Source organism: Mesorhizobium sp. ZC-5 (assembly GCF_025753855.1).
GTDB lineage: Bacteria > Pseudomonadota > Alphaproteobacteria > Rhizobiales > Rhizobiaceae > Neomesorhizobium.
Map to the genome: position 1 here is coordinate 401,878 of NZ_JAOWPT010000003.1, position 15,749 is coordinate 417,626.

Below are 15,749 nucleotides of genomic sequence, written 5' to 3' on the forward strand. Positions count from 1 at the left end.
GAAAATTGCGTTAGTGCTTCAGCCCAAGCATCAGGTCCATGTTCTGGACTGCGGCGCCGGATGCGCCTTTTCCCAGATTGTCGAGCGAAGCCACCAGGTTGACCTGGCCCTGGCCGTCTGTTCCGAACACGTAGAGCTTCATCAGGTCGGTTCCCGCGAGTTCCGTCGGATCGACGCGCGCGATTTTGGCGCTTTCGGCGAGCGGAACAACCTGGACGATCTCCTGTCCATCATAATGTGCGGCAAGCGCGGCCTGGATATCGGCGAGTGAAGGCGCGCCGTCGAGGTCGGCGAGGTAAAGCGGCACCTGGACCAGCATGCCTTGCGGAAACCGCCCGACGCTCGGCGAAAAGATCGGCCGACGCTCCAGCAGACCGTGCTGTTTCATCTCGGGAACGTGCTTGTGCGCCAGCGTGAGGCCGTAGAGAAAATGCGGCGCCTGGATATGGTCCTCGCGCGCCTCGTCTTCCATCTGCGCGATCATCTGCTTGCCGCCGCCTGTGTATCCGGAAACGGCGTTGATCGTCACGGGGTAGTCGGCCGGCAGGATGCCGGCCTCCACAAGAGGCCGGATCAGCGAGATCGCTCCGGTCGGATAGCAGCCGGGATTGGCCACCAACCGTGCTTCGGCGATCTTACCGCCTTGCGCCTTGTCCATTTCGGCAAAGCCATAGGCCCAGTCGGAATGAACACGGTAGGCCGTCGAGGTGTCGATCACCCGCGTCGAATTGTGGCCGTCGAGGATGGCGACCGCTTCCCGGGAAGCTTCATCCGGCAGGCAGAGGATCGCGATGTCGGCCTCCTTCAGCAGGTCGGCGCGCATATTCGTGTTGCGGCGTTCGGCTTCGGGGATCGACAGCACGGCGAGATCGTTGCGGTTGGCCAGGCGCGAGCGGATCTGCAGGCCGGTGGTGCCATGTTCGCCGTCGATGAAGACTTTCGGTTTCATTGCCCGCATTCCGTTCGATTTCAATGGGATGGTTCCGTTTCCGGATTCAATCCCGTAGCTTGCTGATTCAATCCGTCAACGCCGCGCTGCGTGCCTTCTGCTCGGCAAGCAGACCGAGAAAATGCATCGCGACGGTGGCGCCGGCTATCGCCGTAATATCGGCATGGTCATACGCCGGTGCAACCTCGACGACATCGGCGCCGACAATGTCGACATGGCCTAGCTGGCGCAGCACCGACAGGATTTTTGCCGGCGAAGGTCCACCCGACACCGGCGTGCCGGTTCCTGGCGCAAATGCCGGGTCGAGGCAGTCGATGTCGAAGGAGAGATAGGTCTTCCTGCCGCCTGTCCGCTCGGCGATCGCATAGGCTATGTCGGCTGGCCGCATGTCTTCGACCTCGTAGCCGTAGAGGATTTTTATGCCGAAATCCTCCGGCGCATGGGTGCGAATGCCGATCTGGATGGAGCGGTCTGGGTCGATGATGCCGTCGCGCACGGCACGGGCAACGAACGAGCCATGGTCGATGCGCTTGTTGTCGTCGAACCATGTGTCCTGGTGAGCGTCGAAATGAACGAGCGCGAGCGGCCCGTGGATAGCCGCATGCGCCTTCAACAGCGGCCAGGTCACGAAATGGTCGCCGCCGAGCGACAGCAGGAACCCGCCGGCCTTGAGGATCTTGGAGGCCTCGCGCTCGATCGTTGCCGGGGTCTTCTGGTGGTTGCCATAGTCGAGCAGACAGTCGCCGTAGTCGACAACGCTCATTGCCTCGAACAGGTCGCGGCTGAACGGATATTGCGGGTCATTGTCGAAAAGCGCCGAAGCGCGACGGATCGCCTGCGGTCCGAATCGCGCGCCTGGCCGGTTGGAAACGGCTGCGTCGAACGGAATGCCCCAGACCACCGCATCGGCGCCCTTCACGTCCTTGGTGAATTTCCGCCGCATGAAAGACAGCGCGCCGGCATAGGTCGGATCGCTTGCCGCGCCCGTAGTCTTGCGTGCCGTGAAGGCGTGGTCGATCGAAGTCGATGGCATATGGGGTCCCTTCTGACATCTTCGGAACGGCCCTTATTGGACATTCCGTGGCGAAATGCGACCTTTTTTGTCAGGGTTTGGCGACCTCGCCATTCATCATCCTGTCACGTTGATTCATCCCCCTGTCATCGGCGGCGTCTACCGCCTCTCGCGTCCGAAAATTTTCGACGGAGCGATTCGTATGCGGATGAATCGTCTGGGTGTAATCCTTGCGGTCGCGATCGGCCTTGCGACGATGCCCGCTTTTGCCGAGACCACGCGCGTCGACCAGATACTGGCGCGCTTCGAACATGCCAATCAGTGGCGTGACCATGTGATGATTGTCGCGCACCGGGGCGGCTGGATGGAACGCGGGGCGATCGTCCATCCCGAAAATTCGTTCGAAGGCATAACAAGCGCCGTCGAGCTTGGCGTCGAGATGGTGGAGATCGACGTCCGCAAATCGAAGGACGGCGAATATGTCGTGATGCACGACTCCTGGCTCGACCGCACGACGAACTGCAAGGGCGAGGTGGAACTGCGCACCGTAGCCGAACTGAAGCAATGCCGGCTCGTCGTCGAGGGGACCGGCCGGGTGACCGAAGAAACGGTGCCGACACTCGCCGAGATGCTCGCTTTCACCAGGGACAAGGTGCTGGTCAACATCGATAACAAGCTGGATGTCGAAGACCTCGCCGGCATGGTCGCGGTGGCGCGCGACATGGGCATGGAAGGCCAGGTGGTGATCAAGCATAACCTCTGGAACGCCGAAAAGATCGCCGAGATGAAGGGCACCGTTGCGACCATCGGCGACGGCGTGAAATTCATGCCGATCATTGCCGACGACGCCGTAACCGATACGCGTTTCCTGGAAACGGCGAGCAAGAGCTTTTCGGCCGATGCAGTCGAAATGATCAACTGGCACAAGGCCGGCGAGGCGATGACGGATACCGGCGGCGCGTTGTTCAGCACGCGGGCCCGGGCGGTTGCGGCCAGGGGCGACTGGCACCTGTGGGTTAACACCTATTCGATCGTCAACAAGGCCGGCGGCTATCTTTCCGGCGGTCGCGGCGACAAGCTGGCGGTGCTGGCCGACGTGCCCGGCGAGGCATTCGGCTTCTGGGTCGACCGCGGCGCGACAATTATCCAGACCGACGAACCCAGGGCGGCGATCGAATGGCTCACGGCCAACGGCTATCGCATCCCCTACGACCTGACCAACTGACCGCAGGCGCGGATCCAACTGCTCATACTAGGCGTTCGCCGGTAAGGAACCGGAAACCATGCGCGACAGACTCCGTGTCCAGGCGAACCGAAATACCCGCCTCGGCATGCTTCTTGCTCTCTATCCTGCGTAAGGCCGGTGCGAGAAACGGGATGTTCGATTCCGGTGCACTGCCGGCAGGAAGGCGCCCCGTTGATGAACATGCACGACCACACCAGGGGAACGCCGTCGCGTCAGGTCATGTCGCGACCGGCACCCGTGCGGTTTGCAGCGCTCGACAGCTGGCGCGGCATCGCGGCCATTCTGATCGTGCTTTTCCACGCCCAGATCGTCAGCAACATCCACCAGTTGGAAATCATCCGGCTGGCGGAGATCGCCGTCGACTTCTTTTTCGTGCTGTCGGGTTTCGTAATCGTGCACGCCTATCTTCCGCGTCTCACCGACGGCGGCAGCGTGACAAAATTCCTTTTCCTGCGGCTTGGCCGTCTCTATCCGCTGCATCTTTTCATGCTCGGATTGTTCCTGCTGTTCGAGATCGCCAAATCCTCGCTGCCGTTTCCAACCAACCCTGTCGACCCGGCATTTTCCGGCACCAACGAGCCGCAGTTCCTGATCAGCAACCTGTTTCTCGCCCATGCGGTCTGGCCGTTCGACACGCTGAGCTGGAATACGCCGTCCTGGAGCATATCGGCCGAATTCATCGCCTATGTGCTGTTTGCGCTTGCCGTGCTCCTGGCTCGCCGACAATTGCCGTATCTGCTGGCGGTCGCGCTGGTGCTGGCACCGCTCGCGATCCATTTCTTCTCCGAAAGCGGAATGAACGCCACCTACCGGGTGGGTGCGATGCGGGCGATCTACGGTTTTGCCGCCGGCGCGCTCGCTTATATCGTGCTGGGCAAATGGATACACGCTACCAGGGCGCTGCGATCCGGTCGTGGCTGGCTGGGGTGGAGCGTCATAGAGATCGCCGCCGTAATGCTGGCATTCGGGCTGATCATTCATGCCAAGGGCACGCCGCTTGCTTACGCTGCGCCGCTCGCCTTCGCGGCGATGGTTCCGATATTCGCCATCGAGCGAGGCATCGTCAGCGATCTCCTGAAAAAGCCGCTGCCGCTGTTCATCGGCACACTGTCCTACTCCATCTACATGACGCACATTTTCATACAGTTGAGGATGACCAACATCGCCCGGCTGTCCGACAGCGCCTTCGACACCGGCTTTCTGAGCCAGGTCGGTCCGACCGAACGCTATGGCATCGGCATCGATCCGGGCAATCTGTTCGTCGGCGATCTGCTGATGGTGGTGATGCTCGGCTTGACCATCGCCTTCAGCTATCTGACCTGGCGGTTTGTCGAGAAGCCGGGGCAGGCTCTGTTCCGCCACTGGTCGGACCTTGTCTTCGTCCGACGCGATCGCCGGGTGCCAGCCTGAGAATTACCCCGGCGCCGCAGCGGCGAGCGGGCATGAAAAAGGCCGCCCGAAGGCGGCCTTTCGAAACGTATTCCCGAAACGCCTTAGCGCTTGGAGAACTGGAACGAACGGCGGGCCTTCGCCTTGCCGTACTTCTTGCGCTCGACGGTACGGCTGTCGCGGGTGAGGAAGCCGCCCTTCTTGAGCACGGCGCGCAGGCCGGGCTCGTAATAGGTCAGCGCCTTAGAGATACCGTGACGCACGGCACCGGCCTGGCCGGAAAGCCCGCCGCCGATGACAGTCGCGATGATGTCGAACTGGCCGTCGCGGTTGGTCGCGACGATCGGCTGCTTCAGGATCATCTGCAGAACCGGACGCGCGAAATAAGCCGCGAATTCCTTGTCGTTGACGATGATCTTGCCGGAGCCGGGCTTGACCCAGACGCGCGCGATGGCGTCCTTGCGCTTGCCGGTGGCATAGGCGCGGCCCGACTTGTCGAGCTTCTGGACGTGCACGGGAGCGGCGGGCTGCGCGACGGCGGCAGCGGTACCGAGTTCTGCGAGCGAATTCAGCTCAGCCATTTTTTCAAGCCCTCTTGTTCTTGGCGTTCAGCGCGCCGACGTCGAGCGTCTCCGGCTGCTGGGCGACGTGCGGATGGTCGGTGCCTGCATAGACGCGCAGGTTCTTCATCTGGCGACGGCCGAGCGGGCCGCGCGGGATCATGCGTTCGACGGCCTTTTCGACGACACGCTCGGGAAAGCGGCCTTCGAGCAACTGGCGCGCGGTGCGTTCCTTGACGCCGCCCGGATGGCCGGTGTGCCAGTAGTAGACCTTGTCGGTGAATTTCTTGCCGGTGAACACCACCTTGTCGGCGTTGATCACGATGACGTTGTCGCCATCATCGACATGCGGGGTGAAGGTGGCTTTGTGCTTGCCGCGGAGACGGTTGGCGACGACGGTGGCGAGACGACCGACGACGAGACCTTCGGCGTCGATCAGCACCCACTTCTTCACCACGTCCGCAGGCTTCTGCGAAAAGGTTGTCATGGTTTCAGGCTTTCTGTTCGGACCTTCCCAGCCCACATGAAAGGGAAAGGCGTTTCTTGTTGCTTGCATTTGGCCGGCGGTTCGCACCAACGACCAAAATAAAACGGCGGCCTTTGCGGGCCGCTGTCTGGATCGGGCTTATAGGGGAGGGCAGGTGATGCGTCAAGCGACGGAAAATCTATGATAAGGTAGAAAATTAAACAAAAACAATCAGGTAAGAAAGAGGTATTATTTTACCGTATCGATTGGGCGCTTTGGCGGGATCGAATACGTTCCCGTCGCGTGCGCAACCGTCTGCCCGTCCGGTCCGGCGACGATGTCGATGTCGAACACCATCAGGCTCTTTCCGAGCTTCAGGATGCGGCAATGGCCGTCGATCGGCCCGGCTTCGGCCTTGCGCACGAAGTTGATGTTGAGGTTGGTGGTGACCGACAGCGCGTCCGGTCCGGCATGGGTCAGCACGCAGACATAGCCGCCGATGTCGGCCAGCGTGAAGAGGGAAGGGCCAGAAACCGTGCCGCCGGGCCGCAGATGCCTCTCGTCGGCGTTGAGCCGCACCGTGCAGCCGCCCGCAAAAACATCGACCGCGTGGTAGAAGTCGAACTGGTCGTTGAGCTGGGGGTAGACCTTCTTCAAGAGTTGATTGACCTCGCTCGTATTCATCAGCGGTGTCAGTCCGGCCTGTGCTGGCATCCTGTCGTTTCCTGTCTCTGTGCCGGGATCTGGCGTCCCGTTGCTGGCGCCGCAGCGTTTCCGTTTGCGTAAACGGAAGGCAACAAGCCACATTTCGAGGCTGTTCTTCAAGCCTCTGCGTGCTACTTCTTCCCTGAGGTACCGGCAGGTCGCTGCCGATCCATGCGAAGCTCTGCAGGAGGCACTGATGGCTGAGGTTCTGGCTCTGAAGCGCGTCGAGACACCCGGTCCGTTGCATGTGGAACAGCATGGCGCGGTGCTTCGTCTCGCCTTGGCAAATCCTCCGGCGAACGCCTTGTCGATCGCCGTCATGGAGGGGATGCAGGCCGAATTGAACCGAGCCCGCGACGACAAGTCGGTGCGCGTGATCGTGCTCGCGGCGACCGGCAAGCTGTTCAGCGGCGGACATGATCTCAAGCAGATGAACGCGCACCGTACTGATTCCGACGGCGGCAAGGCGTTCTTCGAGCAGACCTTCGCCATCTGCGCCGGGCTCATGCAGTCGATCGTCCGGCATCCCAAACCTGTCATCGCCGAGGTCGACGGAATAGCAACGGCCGCTGGCTGCCAGCTTGTCGCGAGCTGCGACCTGGCGATCGCCTCGGACCAGGCGACGTTCGGTGTCAATGGCATCGATGTCGGCCTTTTCTGCACCACGCCGGGCGTGGCGCTGGCACGCGGCCTGAAGCCGAAGCATGCGATGGAGATGCTGCTGACCGGCGAGATGGTCGACGCCACGACGGCGCGCGAGTTCGGCCTGGTCAATCGCGTGGTGCCGCGCGAATACCTGAATCAGGTTGTGATGAAGTACGCGCAAATCATTGCTTCCAAATCACCTTCCACCCTCAAGATCGGCAAGGAGGCGTTTTACAGGCAGGCCGAGATGGGGCTGGCCGAGGCCTACGAATACGCCTCCCGCGTGATGGTGGAGAACATGCTGGCGCGCGACGCCGAGGAGGGCATCGGCGCCTTCATCGCCAAGCGTAAGCCGGAATGGTCGGGGGAGTAGCGTTGGAACCCCGGATCTCCATCATCACCATCGCCGTCGAAGATCTCGATCGGATGACCGGTTTCTACCGGGCCATGGGCCTGAAACGGCACCAAGGCATCACCGACAGCGTGGCGTTTTTCCAGATGGGCGGCGCGATCCTGGGTCTTTTCAACCGGCCCAGCGCCGAGGAAGATTCCGGTCTCCGTTTTGGCGAAGGAGTTTCGCGGGTCTATCTCGCCTACAATACGCGTAGCGAGGCTGAGGTCGGCGAGGTGCTGGCTACTGCCGAAAAGGCCGGCGGGAAAATCGTCAAGCCGGCGCAGCGCGCCTTCTGGGGCGGCTGGTACGGCTATTTCTCCGACCCCGAGGCCAATTTATGGGAAGTCGCTCACAATCCGGACTTCCCGATCGCGGAAGACGGCACGATTGCGCTGCCGGGCTAAAATTTTCCAATGGCGCGGCGCAAGCAACTGACGCGGCTGAAGGCGCCATATCTCAGGCGCATCCTGCTTGAACCCGAAAAGGTGGCTAATCGGGATAATTATCCCTGGAACATGCCGCTTTTCCAGAAAGACGATTTCGAACTCGAATTCACCACCCCGATAACCATCATCGTAGGCGAGAACGGCACCGGCAAATCCACGCTTCTGGAGGCGATCGGTGCGCTCGCCGGCTATGACGAGGCCGGTGGCGGCAAGGGCTACATGCCGGTCGATCACTCGCGCGCCATCGACAAGAGCGGCGCGGCGCTGGCCAGAGCGCTGCGGGCGCACTGGTTGCCAAAAGTCACTGCCGGCTGGTTCTTTCGAGCCGAGTCCTTCTATTCGGTGGCGCGCTATCTCGACGAAGCGGCGCAGGAACCCTTGGGCGGGCCTCCGCCCGACTTCCTGTCCTGGTCGCACGGCGAAGGTTTCATGCGCTTTTTTGAGGAGCGCTGTGGCCGCCAAGGCTTATACATACTCGACGAGCCCGAAAGTGCGCTGTCGCCGTCGCGGCAGATCGAATTGCTGAAGCTTCTGAGGCGGATGGACCGGTCCGGCATCGCGCAGGTGATCATGGCGACGCATTCGCCATTGCTGATGGCTTGCCCGGATGCGCGGCTCCTGCGCATCAGCCGCTTCGGCCTCGACCCCACCGATTTTCGCGATACCGATCATTTCCGCATGATCCGCGATTTCTGCGACGATCCGGATGGTTTTCTTGCCGAAGCGCTGTATGAGGGCGAGGCATGAACCACGATTCCTACGACAACGCCTACATCTCCGGCATCCTCAACTCGGTGAAGACGATCGCCATCGTCGGCGCGTCGGCCAATGATGTGCGGCCGAGTTTCTTCGTCACCAAATACCTGATCGACAAGGGTTTTACCGTTTTTCCGATCAATCCCGGACAGGCCGGCAAGGATCTGTTGGGGCGCCCCGTCTACGCCAGGCTGGCGGACGTGCCGGAGCCGATCGACATGGTCGACATCTTCCGGGCGTCGAGCGCGGTGCTGCCGATTGTCGACGAGGCGCTGGCGCTTCGCCCGCTGCCCAAGGTGATCTGGATGCAATTGACCGTGCGCCATGATGAAGCGGCGGCCAAGGCCGAAGCCGCCGGGGTCAAGGTGGTGATGAACCGCTGCCCGAAGATCGAATATGGCCGGCTGTCCGGCGAAATCGGCTGGAATGGCGTCAATTCCGGCGTGATTTCGTCGAAAAAGCCGACCATGCGGCAAGGTTTCCAGAGTTTCGGCATCCGCCAAAAGTAATTTTGTTCCCTGAGAGGCCTCGATCGAGGCGGCGGCACGGCCAAGAAAGCCGTCGGCGGAGTATTTTCTTCTTTGCAATCGGCGCCAAGCTTCGCCAAGAATGCGCGACCGTTCTGTCAGGGTTATCGGGAGAAAAGAATGTCTCAGCGCACACCGGGCTTCAACACGCTTGCCGTTCATGCAGGAGCCAAGCCCGATCCGGCAACCGGCGCGCGGGCGACGCCGATCTACCAGACCACGGCCTACGTTTTCGACGATGTCGACCACGCTGCCTCGCTGTTCGGGCTGAAGGCTTTCGGCAATATCTACACGCGCATCATGAACCCGACCCAGGCGGTGCTGGAGGAACGGCTGGCCGCGCTCGAGGGCGGCACCGCTGCGTTGGCGACCTCGTCCGGTCACGGCGCGCAGTTGCTGATCTTCCACACCATCCTGCGGCCTGGTGAAAATTTCATAGCCGCCAGAAAGCTTTACGGCGGTTCGATCAACCAGTTCGGCCACGCTTTCAAGAATTTCGGTTGGGAAGTGCGCTGGGCTGATGTCGCCGATCCGTCGAGCTTCGAAAAGCAGATCGACGACAAGACGCGCGGTATCTTCATCGAAAGCCTGGCCAACCCCGGCGGCGAATTCGTCGATATCGAGGCGATCGGCAATGTCGCCCGCAAGCACGGCCTGCCGCTGATCGTCGACAACACGCTGGCCAGCCCCTACCTGCTGCGGCCGTTCGAGCACGGCGCCGACATCGTCGTGCATTCGCTGACCAAGTTCATCGGCGGCCACGGCAACTCGATGGGCGGCGCCATCGTCGACGGCGGCACCTTCGACTGGTCGAAATCCGGCAACTATCCGATGCTGTCCGAGCCGCGTCCCGAGTATGGCGGCGTGGTGCTGCACGAGACCTTCGGCAATTTCGCCTTCGCCATCGCCTGCCGTGTGCTCGGCCTGCGCGATTTCGGCCCGGCCATCTCGCCGTTCAACGCCTTCCTGATCCTGACCGGGCTGGAGACGCTTCCGCTTCGCATGCAGCGCCATTCGGACAACGCGCTGAAAGTCGCCGAATGGCTCTCCGGCAATGACAAGATTGCCTGGGTTTCATACCCGGGCCTGCCCACCGACAAGAACCACGCCCTGCAGAAGAAGTATTCGCCGCTCGGCGCCGGTTCGGTGTTCACCTTCGGCCTCAAGGGCGGTTACGACGCCGGCGTCAAACTGGTCGAAGGGGTCGAGCTTTTTTCGCACCTGGCCAATCTGGGCGATACCAAATCGCTGATCATCCATCCTGCGTCGACCACGCACCGCCAGCTTTCCGACGAACAGAAGATCGCGGCGGGAGCCGGCCCCGACGTGGTGCGTATTTCGGTGGGCATCGAGAACTTCGAGGACATCATCGCCGACCTCGAACAGGCTCTCTCCGGAGCCTGAGCTATGCCGGCGCATTTCGTCAGCATCGAGACCCGTGTCGAGCCGGAGGAGGGCGCTCCGGCGCCTGACCGGGTGATTTCCGGTGCGCCGAAGTTCCGCACCTGGAATGCCGAGGAAGCCGAGGGCGGCCTATACGCCGGCATCTGGGAGGCCACGCCCGGCAAATGGCGCATCGAATATGACGAGTGGGAGTTTTGTCACATCCTCGCCGGCGTCTCGGTGATAACCGAGGAGGGTGGCGAGGCGCACACGGTGAAGGCCGGCGACAGTTTCGTGTTGAGGCCCGGCTTCAAGGGAAGCTGGGAAGTGCTCGAAACCACGCGCAAGGAATATGTGATCAGGCTGTAGGCCGGAGGGAAGTTTGAAGATTCAGTGGCCGGACATTCCCTACGAACCTTGGCGCGAAACCTGTTCGGCGCTGCATCTCTACACGCAGATTGTCGGGAAATACCGGCTTGCCCGCACGCCGTGGGTCAACCATTCCTGGCATGCCACCTTCTACCTCGATGCTCGGGGCTTCACGACATCGATTGTTCCCGATGGGCCGGGCGGCATCGAGATCGCTTTCGATCTTATCGAGCATGTGGTCGTTGGGACCGCGACCGACGGCCGGACCGCGCAATTTGCCCTCGGTCCAATGTCGGTCGCGACCTTTCACGCTCGGTTCGCCGACATGATAGAAAAATTGGGCGGTGTGGCCGAATTTGATGGCTCTCCAAACGAGATACCAAATCCGGTACGGTTCGAGGATGATCGTGCGGAACGCCCCTACGATTCAGACGCCGTGACGCGTTTCTTCCAGGCGAGCGTCGCTGTCGATCGGGTGCTGAAGCGGTTTCGCACTGCCTTTCTCGGAAAAGTCAGCCCGGTGCATCTGTTCTGGGGAAGTTTTGATATCGCGGTAACCCGCTTTTCGGGGCGGCCGGCCCCTGTGCATCCCGGCGGCATTCCTGCCCTGCCGGACAACGTGACGCGGGAAGCCTACAGCCACGAGGTCTCTTCCGCCGGCTTCTGGCCGGGCGGCGGGCCGATCGACTTCCCGGCATTCTATTCTTATGCCTATCCGGCGCCGGATGGATTTGCCGATGCGCATGTCGAACCGGAAGCCGCCTATTTCGACAAGACCCTTGGGGAGTTTCTGCTTCCCTATGATGCCGTGCGGGACGCGAGCGATCCCGAAGCGACGCTAATGGCTTTCCTGGAATCGACCTACCGGGCCGCGGCCGATCTTGGCGGCTGGGACCGGCAGTCGCTCGAATGCGCTCCGGGCGAGCCGCGCCGACCGCGTCCATTGTAACGCTGGCGTCAGAACCTCACCTTTAGTTCTTCCAGCCCATGGAAATGCCAAGTGTCGCGGACGCGCGGTTCTTCGGCGAGTACCAGGTCGGGCAGACGGTCGAACAACACCTTCAGCGCCACCTGAAGTTCGAGCCTGGCCAGCGGCGCACCGATGCAGAAATGGATGCCGGCACCGAAGGAGACGTTCTTCTGGTCGGGTCGCTCCGGCATGAATTTGCCCGGTTCGGTAAAGGCCGCCGGGTCGTGGTTGGCCATGCCGAGCAGGAGCCCGACCTGCTCGCCGGGCTTCACAATGACGCCGTCGGCAAGCTCTATCTCCTCGTAGGCATAGCGCATGAACATGTGCAGCGGCGCGTCGAAGCGCAGGCATTCCTCAACGGTTGCCGGGATGGCGTCGGGCGTCGCAAAGAAACGGCGCGGATCGCCGCCCTGGGCAAGCAGGGAGCGCACCGCGTTGCCGGTCTGGTGAACCGTCGCCTCATGGCCGGCGTTGAGTAGCAGAATGGTCGAGGAGACGAGTTCGTCTTCGTTGAGTTTCTGGCCGTCTTCCTGGGCGGAGAGCAGCAGGGACAGAAGATCGTCGCCGGGATTTTTTCGGCGCTCGGCAGCGTAGGCGCGCAGGAAATCGGAAAACTCCCGCGCGGCCCGGTTGGCGGTCTCCTCGGTCTCGCGGCTGCGGCCGAGCGTATACATCGCGACCATCCGATGCGACCAGTCGAGCAGTTGCGGTCCCATGTCCACCGGTACGCCGAGCATCTCGGCGATGATTGTGATCGGCAGCGGCGCGGCAAAGGCCGGCAGCAGATCAATCGGCCGGCCCGGCTCGAAGCGGTCGATCAGTTCGTTGGCGAGCGCCTCGACGCGTGGCCTCAGCTTTTCCACCTGGCGTGAGACGAAAGCGCGGTTGACCAGAGTGCGCAGCCGCGTGTGGACCGGCGGTTCGAGTTCCAGCATCGAATTCGCCTCGACCGCGTCGAAGGCGGCGAGATGCGACCGGTCCTGTCCGACACCGAGGCTGTCGGGAATGCCGGCCGGGTTCTGCCGACCGAAGCGCCGGTCGCGCAACAGGCGGCTGACGTCGTCGTAGTTGCCGAAACACCAGCGGCCGAACTCTTTCCAGAAAAAGACGCCACCCTGCGCATGCAGGCAGGCATAGGCTTCGTAAGGGTTCTGGTAAAACTCCGGCTCGTGCGGGTCGAGACGCAGCCGGCGGGAGCTGGCTTCGAATGTCAGATAGGGTGGCAGTATGGTTTCGGTCATGCTGGTTCATTAGCCCGTCTTGCCAAGGCGAGGCCAGTCCGCAACGCGCGCTCGCTCGCGTCGTCCTTTGTGCCAGTGGGAGAGTCCATGAACGTCATCTTCGTGGGCGACGGCATAAGTGCCGGGATCGCTTGCTTTTTCGCGTAGCAAGACGTGCCCGTGCAGGGTTGCGCGGGGATAAAAGATCAAGTTTTCTCCATCGCCACGGCGTCTAGGAACTGTCGCGGCGTCCGACTGCCGGTACCGGATAACGGAGCACGGCAAGCAGGCCAACCGCGACCGGATTGACGTACCGAGCTGCGATGGGTTGCTGCGACGATGTAAATTCAGCCGCGAGAGCCGTGAGGGCCGCGGCAAGGGTACGAAAGCTGGTCGCGAGGCGGATGGCCTCGGTGACGCTGTCGTGGGTGAACGGGAGCGATTCACTCGACACAGCCGCATGCCGCGTCAGCCTCGCAAGATAGTCCCACGCCAGAACCTCGCCGGGACGCAGGAGCCGCAGCACCAGGCTGCGCACGGCGAGCGACCGGCCGCCTGCGCGTTCCGCGAGATCGGCGAGCGCAAGCAGCACCGCCACGACGCGGCGGAGGGCTTCCCTGTCGGTGGTTCTGTTCCGGTCCATGCCGCTCCCTGCGAGTTCGAACGCTAGTATGGGGCCGGTTCGGAGGGGGTGAATAAAAGTATTTCGCGACGGATCGCGCAACGGAGAGCTTTTCGCGAAGTTCCCCGGTGGGAGGGTGTGCGGGGCAATCGTCTGGCCCAAGAGGGTGTTCAGCTTGCCACGATGGGCAAAGATCGAGCATTACCTCTCAAACCGTGTCTCAACCGGACGCTTGAAAGGATGTGCATGAACATTATCGTCGTCGGCGCCGGCATTGCCGGTCTCTCGACAGCCTGGTCGCTGGTCAAGCGTGGCCACAGCGTCAGCATCGTCGAGCAGGGACCGATCCCCAACCCGCTGGCAGCCTCTGGCGACCATCACCGCATCATCCGCCGCGCCTACGGCAAGGCGGCGGGGTATGGCCGTTTGATCACCGAGGCCTACGAAGCTTGGGACGAGATGTGGACCGATCTTGGCGAGAGCCATCTCGACCCGCGTGGTTTTCTCTGCGTTTCGCGCGAGGAAGGCGACGAGGCTGAGGAATATCGCGCGGGCATGGAGGAGGGCGGCTGGCCGATCGAGTTGCTGGAACCGGAGGCTGCCGTCGCCCGCTGGCCTTTCCTCGAGACCGGTAGCTTCCGCTATGCCTATTTTTCGCCGGACGGCGGCGCGCTGCATTGCCGCAAGATAGCGACGGGACTGGCTAAATGGCTGCGGGATAATGGCGCCAACGTCTACGAAGACAGCAAGGTCGTCGCGGTCGACGCCGAGGCAGGCGTCGTCACGCTGGCAAACGGCGAGACGATGCAGGCCGACCGCGTCGTGGTGACCGCCGGCGCCTGGGTGCTAAAACTGTTCCCGGAACTCGGTGGCGAGTTGAAGACCTACCGCACGGCGCTCGCCTACGTCGAGCCGCCGGCCGACCTGAAGGCGGTGTGGGAGGCAGCACCGGTCATCCTCGACGTAGGCGGCAAGACCGACGGCTACATGATCCCGCCAAGTGGCGGCGCCGGCATGAAATTCGGCTCCGGCCTGCACAAGGTGCCGACGAGCGACGCCGACTGGAACCGACAGCCGGTGGAAGGCGAGGGCGAGGCGATCCGCAACCTGTTCTCGCCGCCGATCGCGCGGATCGAGGAATACAAGGTCACCGAAGTGGTGACCTGCGCCTACACGTTCACCGCCGACGAGAAATTCCTGGCGCACGAAACCGGAAAGTGCCTGATCGTCTCGGCCTGCTCCGGCCATGGCTACAAATTCGGCGCGGCGGTCGGGCGGCGCGTGGCGCAGGCCATTGGCGACGGCGATGTTGGCGGCCTCAAACGCTGGCTGCGGGCGGAAACGCTGTGAGGTTTCAATTGGCGCAGTGATTGCGGATCCGGACCCGCTTCCAGCCGGACGAGCCTTCGCTGACCATGACCTGGCGCGCCACCGTCTCGTACGACGGCGGCGTCTCGATGACCCGCTGCTGCTCCGGCTGGATCAGAACCTGTTCCTGTTCGTAGCCGTATTCGGCGGGAATGACGACGCGCCTCTTGTACGCCGGCTGCACCACCACGGTCTTGGCGATCTGCTCGTAGCGCGCCTTGTGCTTGATCTTGCACAGAACCTTGCGCCCGTTGATCCAGCGCCGTTCCCAGGAGTAGCCCCCTTCGCTGACCTTCACCGTTCGATATTCGGTGCGGGTAACGGCCGGGATGATTTCATAACTCTCGCGTGCCGGTGAGACCACGACGGCGCGCTTGCGGGTTCCGTAGATCGGTGGAACGTACCCGACGCGCCGGCTGCCCGGGTTGACCAGCACGTTTTCGTAGACGGTGTCGTAGACCGGTGCGGTGCGGTACGGCTCGAAACATTCGACCGGCCGGCCTCCGGCGACCGTTTCGGCGACAGTACCCAGAAGTACGACACCCGCCGTTACTGTAGAAACAAATCTGAATTTCATGACGCACCCCAAGAGAACACAGCACCGCAACTTATGCGTACAATAAAGAACTGGATGCGCGGTGGAAACGAAATGATGAAAATTCGTTAAGCAACGAGGTTAACAAAAGAAAAAGCCCGTCGCGCCTGTTCGGCGGCAGTGCAGG

The 15,749-nt window shown here is 62.2% G+C and carries 18 protein-coding genes; 10 read left to right on the forward strand and 8 right to left on the reverse strand.

Translation table 11 applies throughout. From position 1 onward, the window contains the following. Positions 1–10: 10 nt before the first annotated feature. Complete coding sequence (gene argC, locus OHD58_RS10550) at positions 11–949, reverse strand: N-acetyl-gamma-glutamyl-phosphate reductase (RefSeq protein ID WP_263803198.1); 939 nt, start codon at positions 947–949, stop codon at positions 11–13. Positions 950–1,016: 67 nt separating this feature from the next. Next, the gene (speB, locus tag OHD58_RS10555; RefSeq protein WP_263803199.1) at positions 1,017–1,982 is read right to left on the reverse strand and encodes an agmatinase; all 966 of its coding nucleotides are present in this window, start codon (positions 1,980–1,982) and stop codon (positions 1,017–1,019) included. Between the two features lie 181 nt (positions 1,983–2,163). On the opposite strand from speB, the gene OHD58_RS10560 reads away from it, so the two are divergent. Then, positions 2,164–3,186, forward strand: coding sequence for a glycerophosphodiester phosphodiesterase family protein (locus tag OHD58_RS10560; protein WP_263803200.1), 1,023 nt, complete (start codon positions 2,164–2,166; stop codon positions 3,184–3,186). Positions 3,187–3,381: 195 nt separating this feature from the next. Continuing rightward, on the forward strand, positions 3,382–4,617 hold the full coding sequence (locus OHD58_RS10565) for an acyltransferase family protein (protein WP_263803201.1): 1,236 nt from the start codon (positions 3,382–3,384) through the stop codon (positions 4,615–4,617). Between the two features lie 83 nt (positions 4,618–4,700). On the opposite strand, the gene rpsI is transcribed toward OHD58_RS10565, so the two are convergent. The 3 genes from rpsI to OHD58_RS10580 all read right to left on the reverse strand — a co-directional run bounded on the left by rpsI (position 4,701) and on the right by OHD58_RS10580 (position 6,336). Next, positions 4,701–5,177 carry a 30S ribosomal protein S9 gene (gene rpsI, locus OHD58_RS10570; protein WP_263803202.1) on the reverse strand — a complete coding sequence of 159 codons (477 nt, stop codon included), beginning with the start codon at positions 5,175–5,177 and terminating at the stop codon, positions 4,701–4,703. 4 nt (positions 5,178–5,181) lie between these two features. Next, complete coding sequence (rplM, locus tag OHD58_RS10575) at positions 5,182–5,643, reverse strand: 50S ribosomal protein L13 (protein ID WP_263803203.1); 462 nt, start codon at positions 5,641–5,643, stop codon at positions 5,182–5,184. A 228-nt stretch (positions 5,644–5,871) separates the two neighbouring features. Then, on the reverse strand, positions 5,872–6,336 hold the full coding sequence (locus OHD58_RS10580) for a PaaI family thioesterase (RefSeq protein WP_263803204.1): 465 nt from the start codon (positions 6,334–6,336) through the stop codon (positions 5,872–5,874). Between the two features lie 187 nt (positions 6,337–6,523). Here OHD58_RS10580 and OHD58_RS10585 point away from each other — a divergent pair, with 187 nt between their 5' ends. The 7 genes from OHD58_RS10585 to OHD58_RS10615 all read left to right on the forward strand — a co-directional run bounded on the left by OHD58_RS10585 (position 6,524) and on the right by OHD58_RS10615 (position 11,796). Beyond that, on the forward strand, positions 6,524–7,345 hold the full coding sequence (locus OHD58_RS10585; RefSeq protein WP_263803205.1) for an enoyl-CoA hydratase: 822 nt from the start codon (positions 6,524–6,526) through the stop codon (positions 7,343–7,345). A 2-nt stretch (positions 7,346–7,347) separates the two neighbouring features. Beyond that, positions 7,348–7,770: a VOC family protein gene (locus tag OHD58_RS10590; protein WP_263803206.1), complete on the forward strand. Its 423-nt coding sequence runs from the start codon at positions 7,348–7,350 to the stop codon at positions 7,768–7,770. A gap of 9 nt (positions 7,771–7,779) precedes the next feature. Beyond that, positions 7,780–8,559, forward strand: a complete 780-nt coding sequence (locus tag OHD58_RS10595) for an AAA family ATPase (RefSeq protein ID WP_263803207.1) — start codon at positions 7,780–7,782, stop codon at positions 8,557–8,559. Beyond that, positions 8,556–9,077: a CoA-binding protein gene (locus OHD58_RS10600; RefSeq protein WP_263803208.1), complete on the forward strand. Its 522-nt coding sequence runs from the start codon at positions 8,556–8,558 to the stop codon at positions 9,075–9,077. Before OHD58_RS10595 ends, OHD58_RS10600 begins: the two co-directional genes overlap by 4 nt. Positions 9,078–9,215: 138 nt before the next feature. Continuing rightward, entirely contained in the window at positions 9,216–10,499 is a 1,284-nt protein-coding gene (locus OHD58_RS10605) for an O-acetylhomoserine aminocarboxypropyltransferase (RefSeq protein WP_263803209.1), read from the forward strand. A gap of 3 nt (positions 10,500–10,502) precedes the next feature. Next, entirely contained in the window at positions 10,503–10,847 is a 345-nt protein-coding gene (locus tag OHD58_RS10610) for a cupin domain-containing protein (protein WP_263803211.1), read from the forward strand. A 13-nt stretch (positions 10,848–10,860) separates the two neighbouring features. Further along, entirely contained in the window at positions 10,861–11,796 is a 936-nt protein-coding gene (locus tag OHD58_RS10615; protein WP_263803212.1) for a DUF5996 family protein, read from the forward strand. 8 nt (positions 11,797–11,804) lie between these two features. On the opposite strand, the gene OHD58_RS10620 is transcribed toward OHD58_RS10615, so the two are convergent. Further along, the gene (locus OHD58_RS10620) at positions 11,805–13,058 is read right to left on the reverse strand and encodes a cytochrome P450 (protein ID WP_263803213.1); all 1,254 of its coding nucleotides are present in this window, start codon (positions 13,056–13,058) and stop codon (positions 11,805–11,807) included. 211 nt (positions 13,059–13,269) lie between these two features. Then, positions 13,270–13,680, reverse strand: a complete 411-nt coding sequence (locus OHD58_RS10625) for a hypothetical protein (RefSeq protein WP_263803214.1) — start codon at positions 13,678–13,680, stop codon at positions 13,270–13,272. A gap of 225 nt (positions 13,681–13,905) precedes the next feature. On the opposite strand from OHD58_RS10625, the gene OHD58_RS10630 reads away from it, so the two are divergent. Continuing rightward, the gene (locus tag OHD58_RS10630; RefSeq protein ID WP_263803215.1) at positions 13,906–15,009 is read left to right on the forward strand and encodes an NAD(P)/FAD-dependent oxidoreductase; all 1,104 of its coding nucleotides are present in this window, start codon (positions 13,906–13,908) and stop codon (positions 15,007–15,009) included. 4 nt (positions 15,010–15,013) lie between these two features. Here OHD58_RS10630 and OHD58_RS10635 read toward each other — a convergent pair whose 3' ends face one another. Continuing rightward, positions 15,014–15,604: a hypothetical protein gene (locus tag OHD58_RS10635; RefSeq protein WP_263803216.1), complete on the reverse strand. Its 591-nt coding sequence runs from the start codon at positions 15,602–15,604 to the stop codon at positions 15,014–15,016. Between the last annotated feature and the right edge of the window lie 145 nt (positions 15,605–15,749).

What these genes read in the sequence shown, in the direction of transcription:
- OHD58_RS10625 (WP_263803214.1), bottom strand. Translation starts at nt 13,680, where the DNA reads ATGGACCGGAACAGAACCACCGACAGGGAAGCCCTCCGCCGCGTCGTG.
- speB (WP_263803199.1), bottom strand. Translation starts at nt 1,982, where the DNA reads ATGCCATCGACTTCGATCGACCACGCCTTCACGGCACGCAAGACTACG.
- rplM (WP_263803203.1), bottom strand. Translation starts at nt 5,643, where the DNA reads ATGACAACCTTTTCGCAGAAGCCTGCGGACGTGGTGAAGAAGTGGGTG.
- OHD58_RS10565 (WP_263803201.1), top strand. Translation starts at nt 3,382, where the DNA reads ATGAACATGCACGACCACACCAGGGGAACGCCGTCGCGTCAGGTCATG.
- OHD58_RS10595 (WP_263803207.1), top strand. Translation starts at nt 7,780, where the DNA reads ATGGCGCGGCGCAAGCAACTGACGCGGCTGAAGGCGCCATATCTCAGG.
- OHD58_RS10585 (WP_263803205.1), top strand. Translation starts at nt 6,524, where the DNA reads ATGGCTGAGGTTCTGGCTCTGAAGCGCGTCGAGACACCCGGTCCGTTG.
- OHD58_RS10580 (WP_263803204.1), bottom strand. Translation starts at nt 6,336, where the DNA reads ATGCCAGCACAGGCCGGACTGACACCGCTGATGAATACGAGCGAGGTC.
- OHD58_RS10610 (WP_263803211.1), top strand. Translation starts at nt 10,503, where the DNA reads ATGCCGGCGCATTTCGTCAGCATCGAGACCCGTGTCGAGCCGGAGGAG.
- OHD58_RS10620 (WP_263803213.1), bottom strand. Translation starts at nt 13,058, where the DNA reads ATGACCGAAACCATACTGCCACCCTATCTGACATTCGAAGCCAGCTCC.
- OHD58_RS10630 (WP_263803215.1), top strand. Translation starts at nt 13,906, where the DNA reads ATGAACATTATCGTCGTCGGCGCCGGCATTGCCGGTCTCTCGACAGCC.
- argC (WP_263803198.1), bottom strand. Translation starts at nt 949, where the DNA reads ATGAAACCGAAAGTCTTCATCGACGGCGAACATGGCACCACCGGCCTG.
- rpsI (WP_263803202.1), bottom strand. Translation starts at nt 5,177, where the DNA reads ATGGCTGAGCTGAATTCGCTCGCAGAACTCGGTACCGCTGCCGCCGTC.
- OHD58_RS10635 (WP_263803216.1), bottom strand. Translation starts at nt 15,604, where the DNA reads ATGAAATTCAGATTTGTTTCTACAGTAACGGCGGGTGTCGTACTTCTG.
- OHD58_RS10605 (WP_263803209.1), top strand. Translation starts at nt 9,216, where the DNA reads ATGTCTCAGCGCACACCGGGCTTCAACACGCTTGCCGTTCATGCAGGA.
- OHD58_RS10560 (WP_263803200.1), top strand. Translation starts at nt 2,164, where the DNA reads ATGCGGATGAATCGTCTGGGTGTAATCCTTGCGGTCGCGATCGGCCTT.
- OHD58_RS10600 (WP_263803208.1), top strand. Translation starts at nt 8,556, where the DNA reads ATGAACCACGATTCCTACGACAACGCCTACATCTCCGGCATCCTCAAC.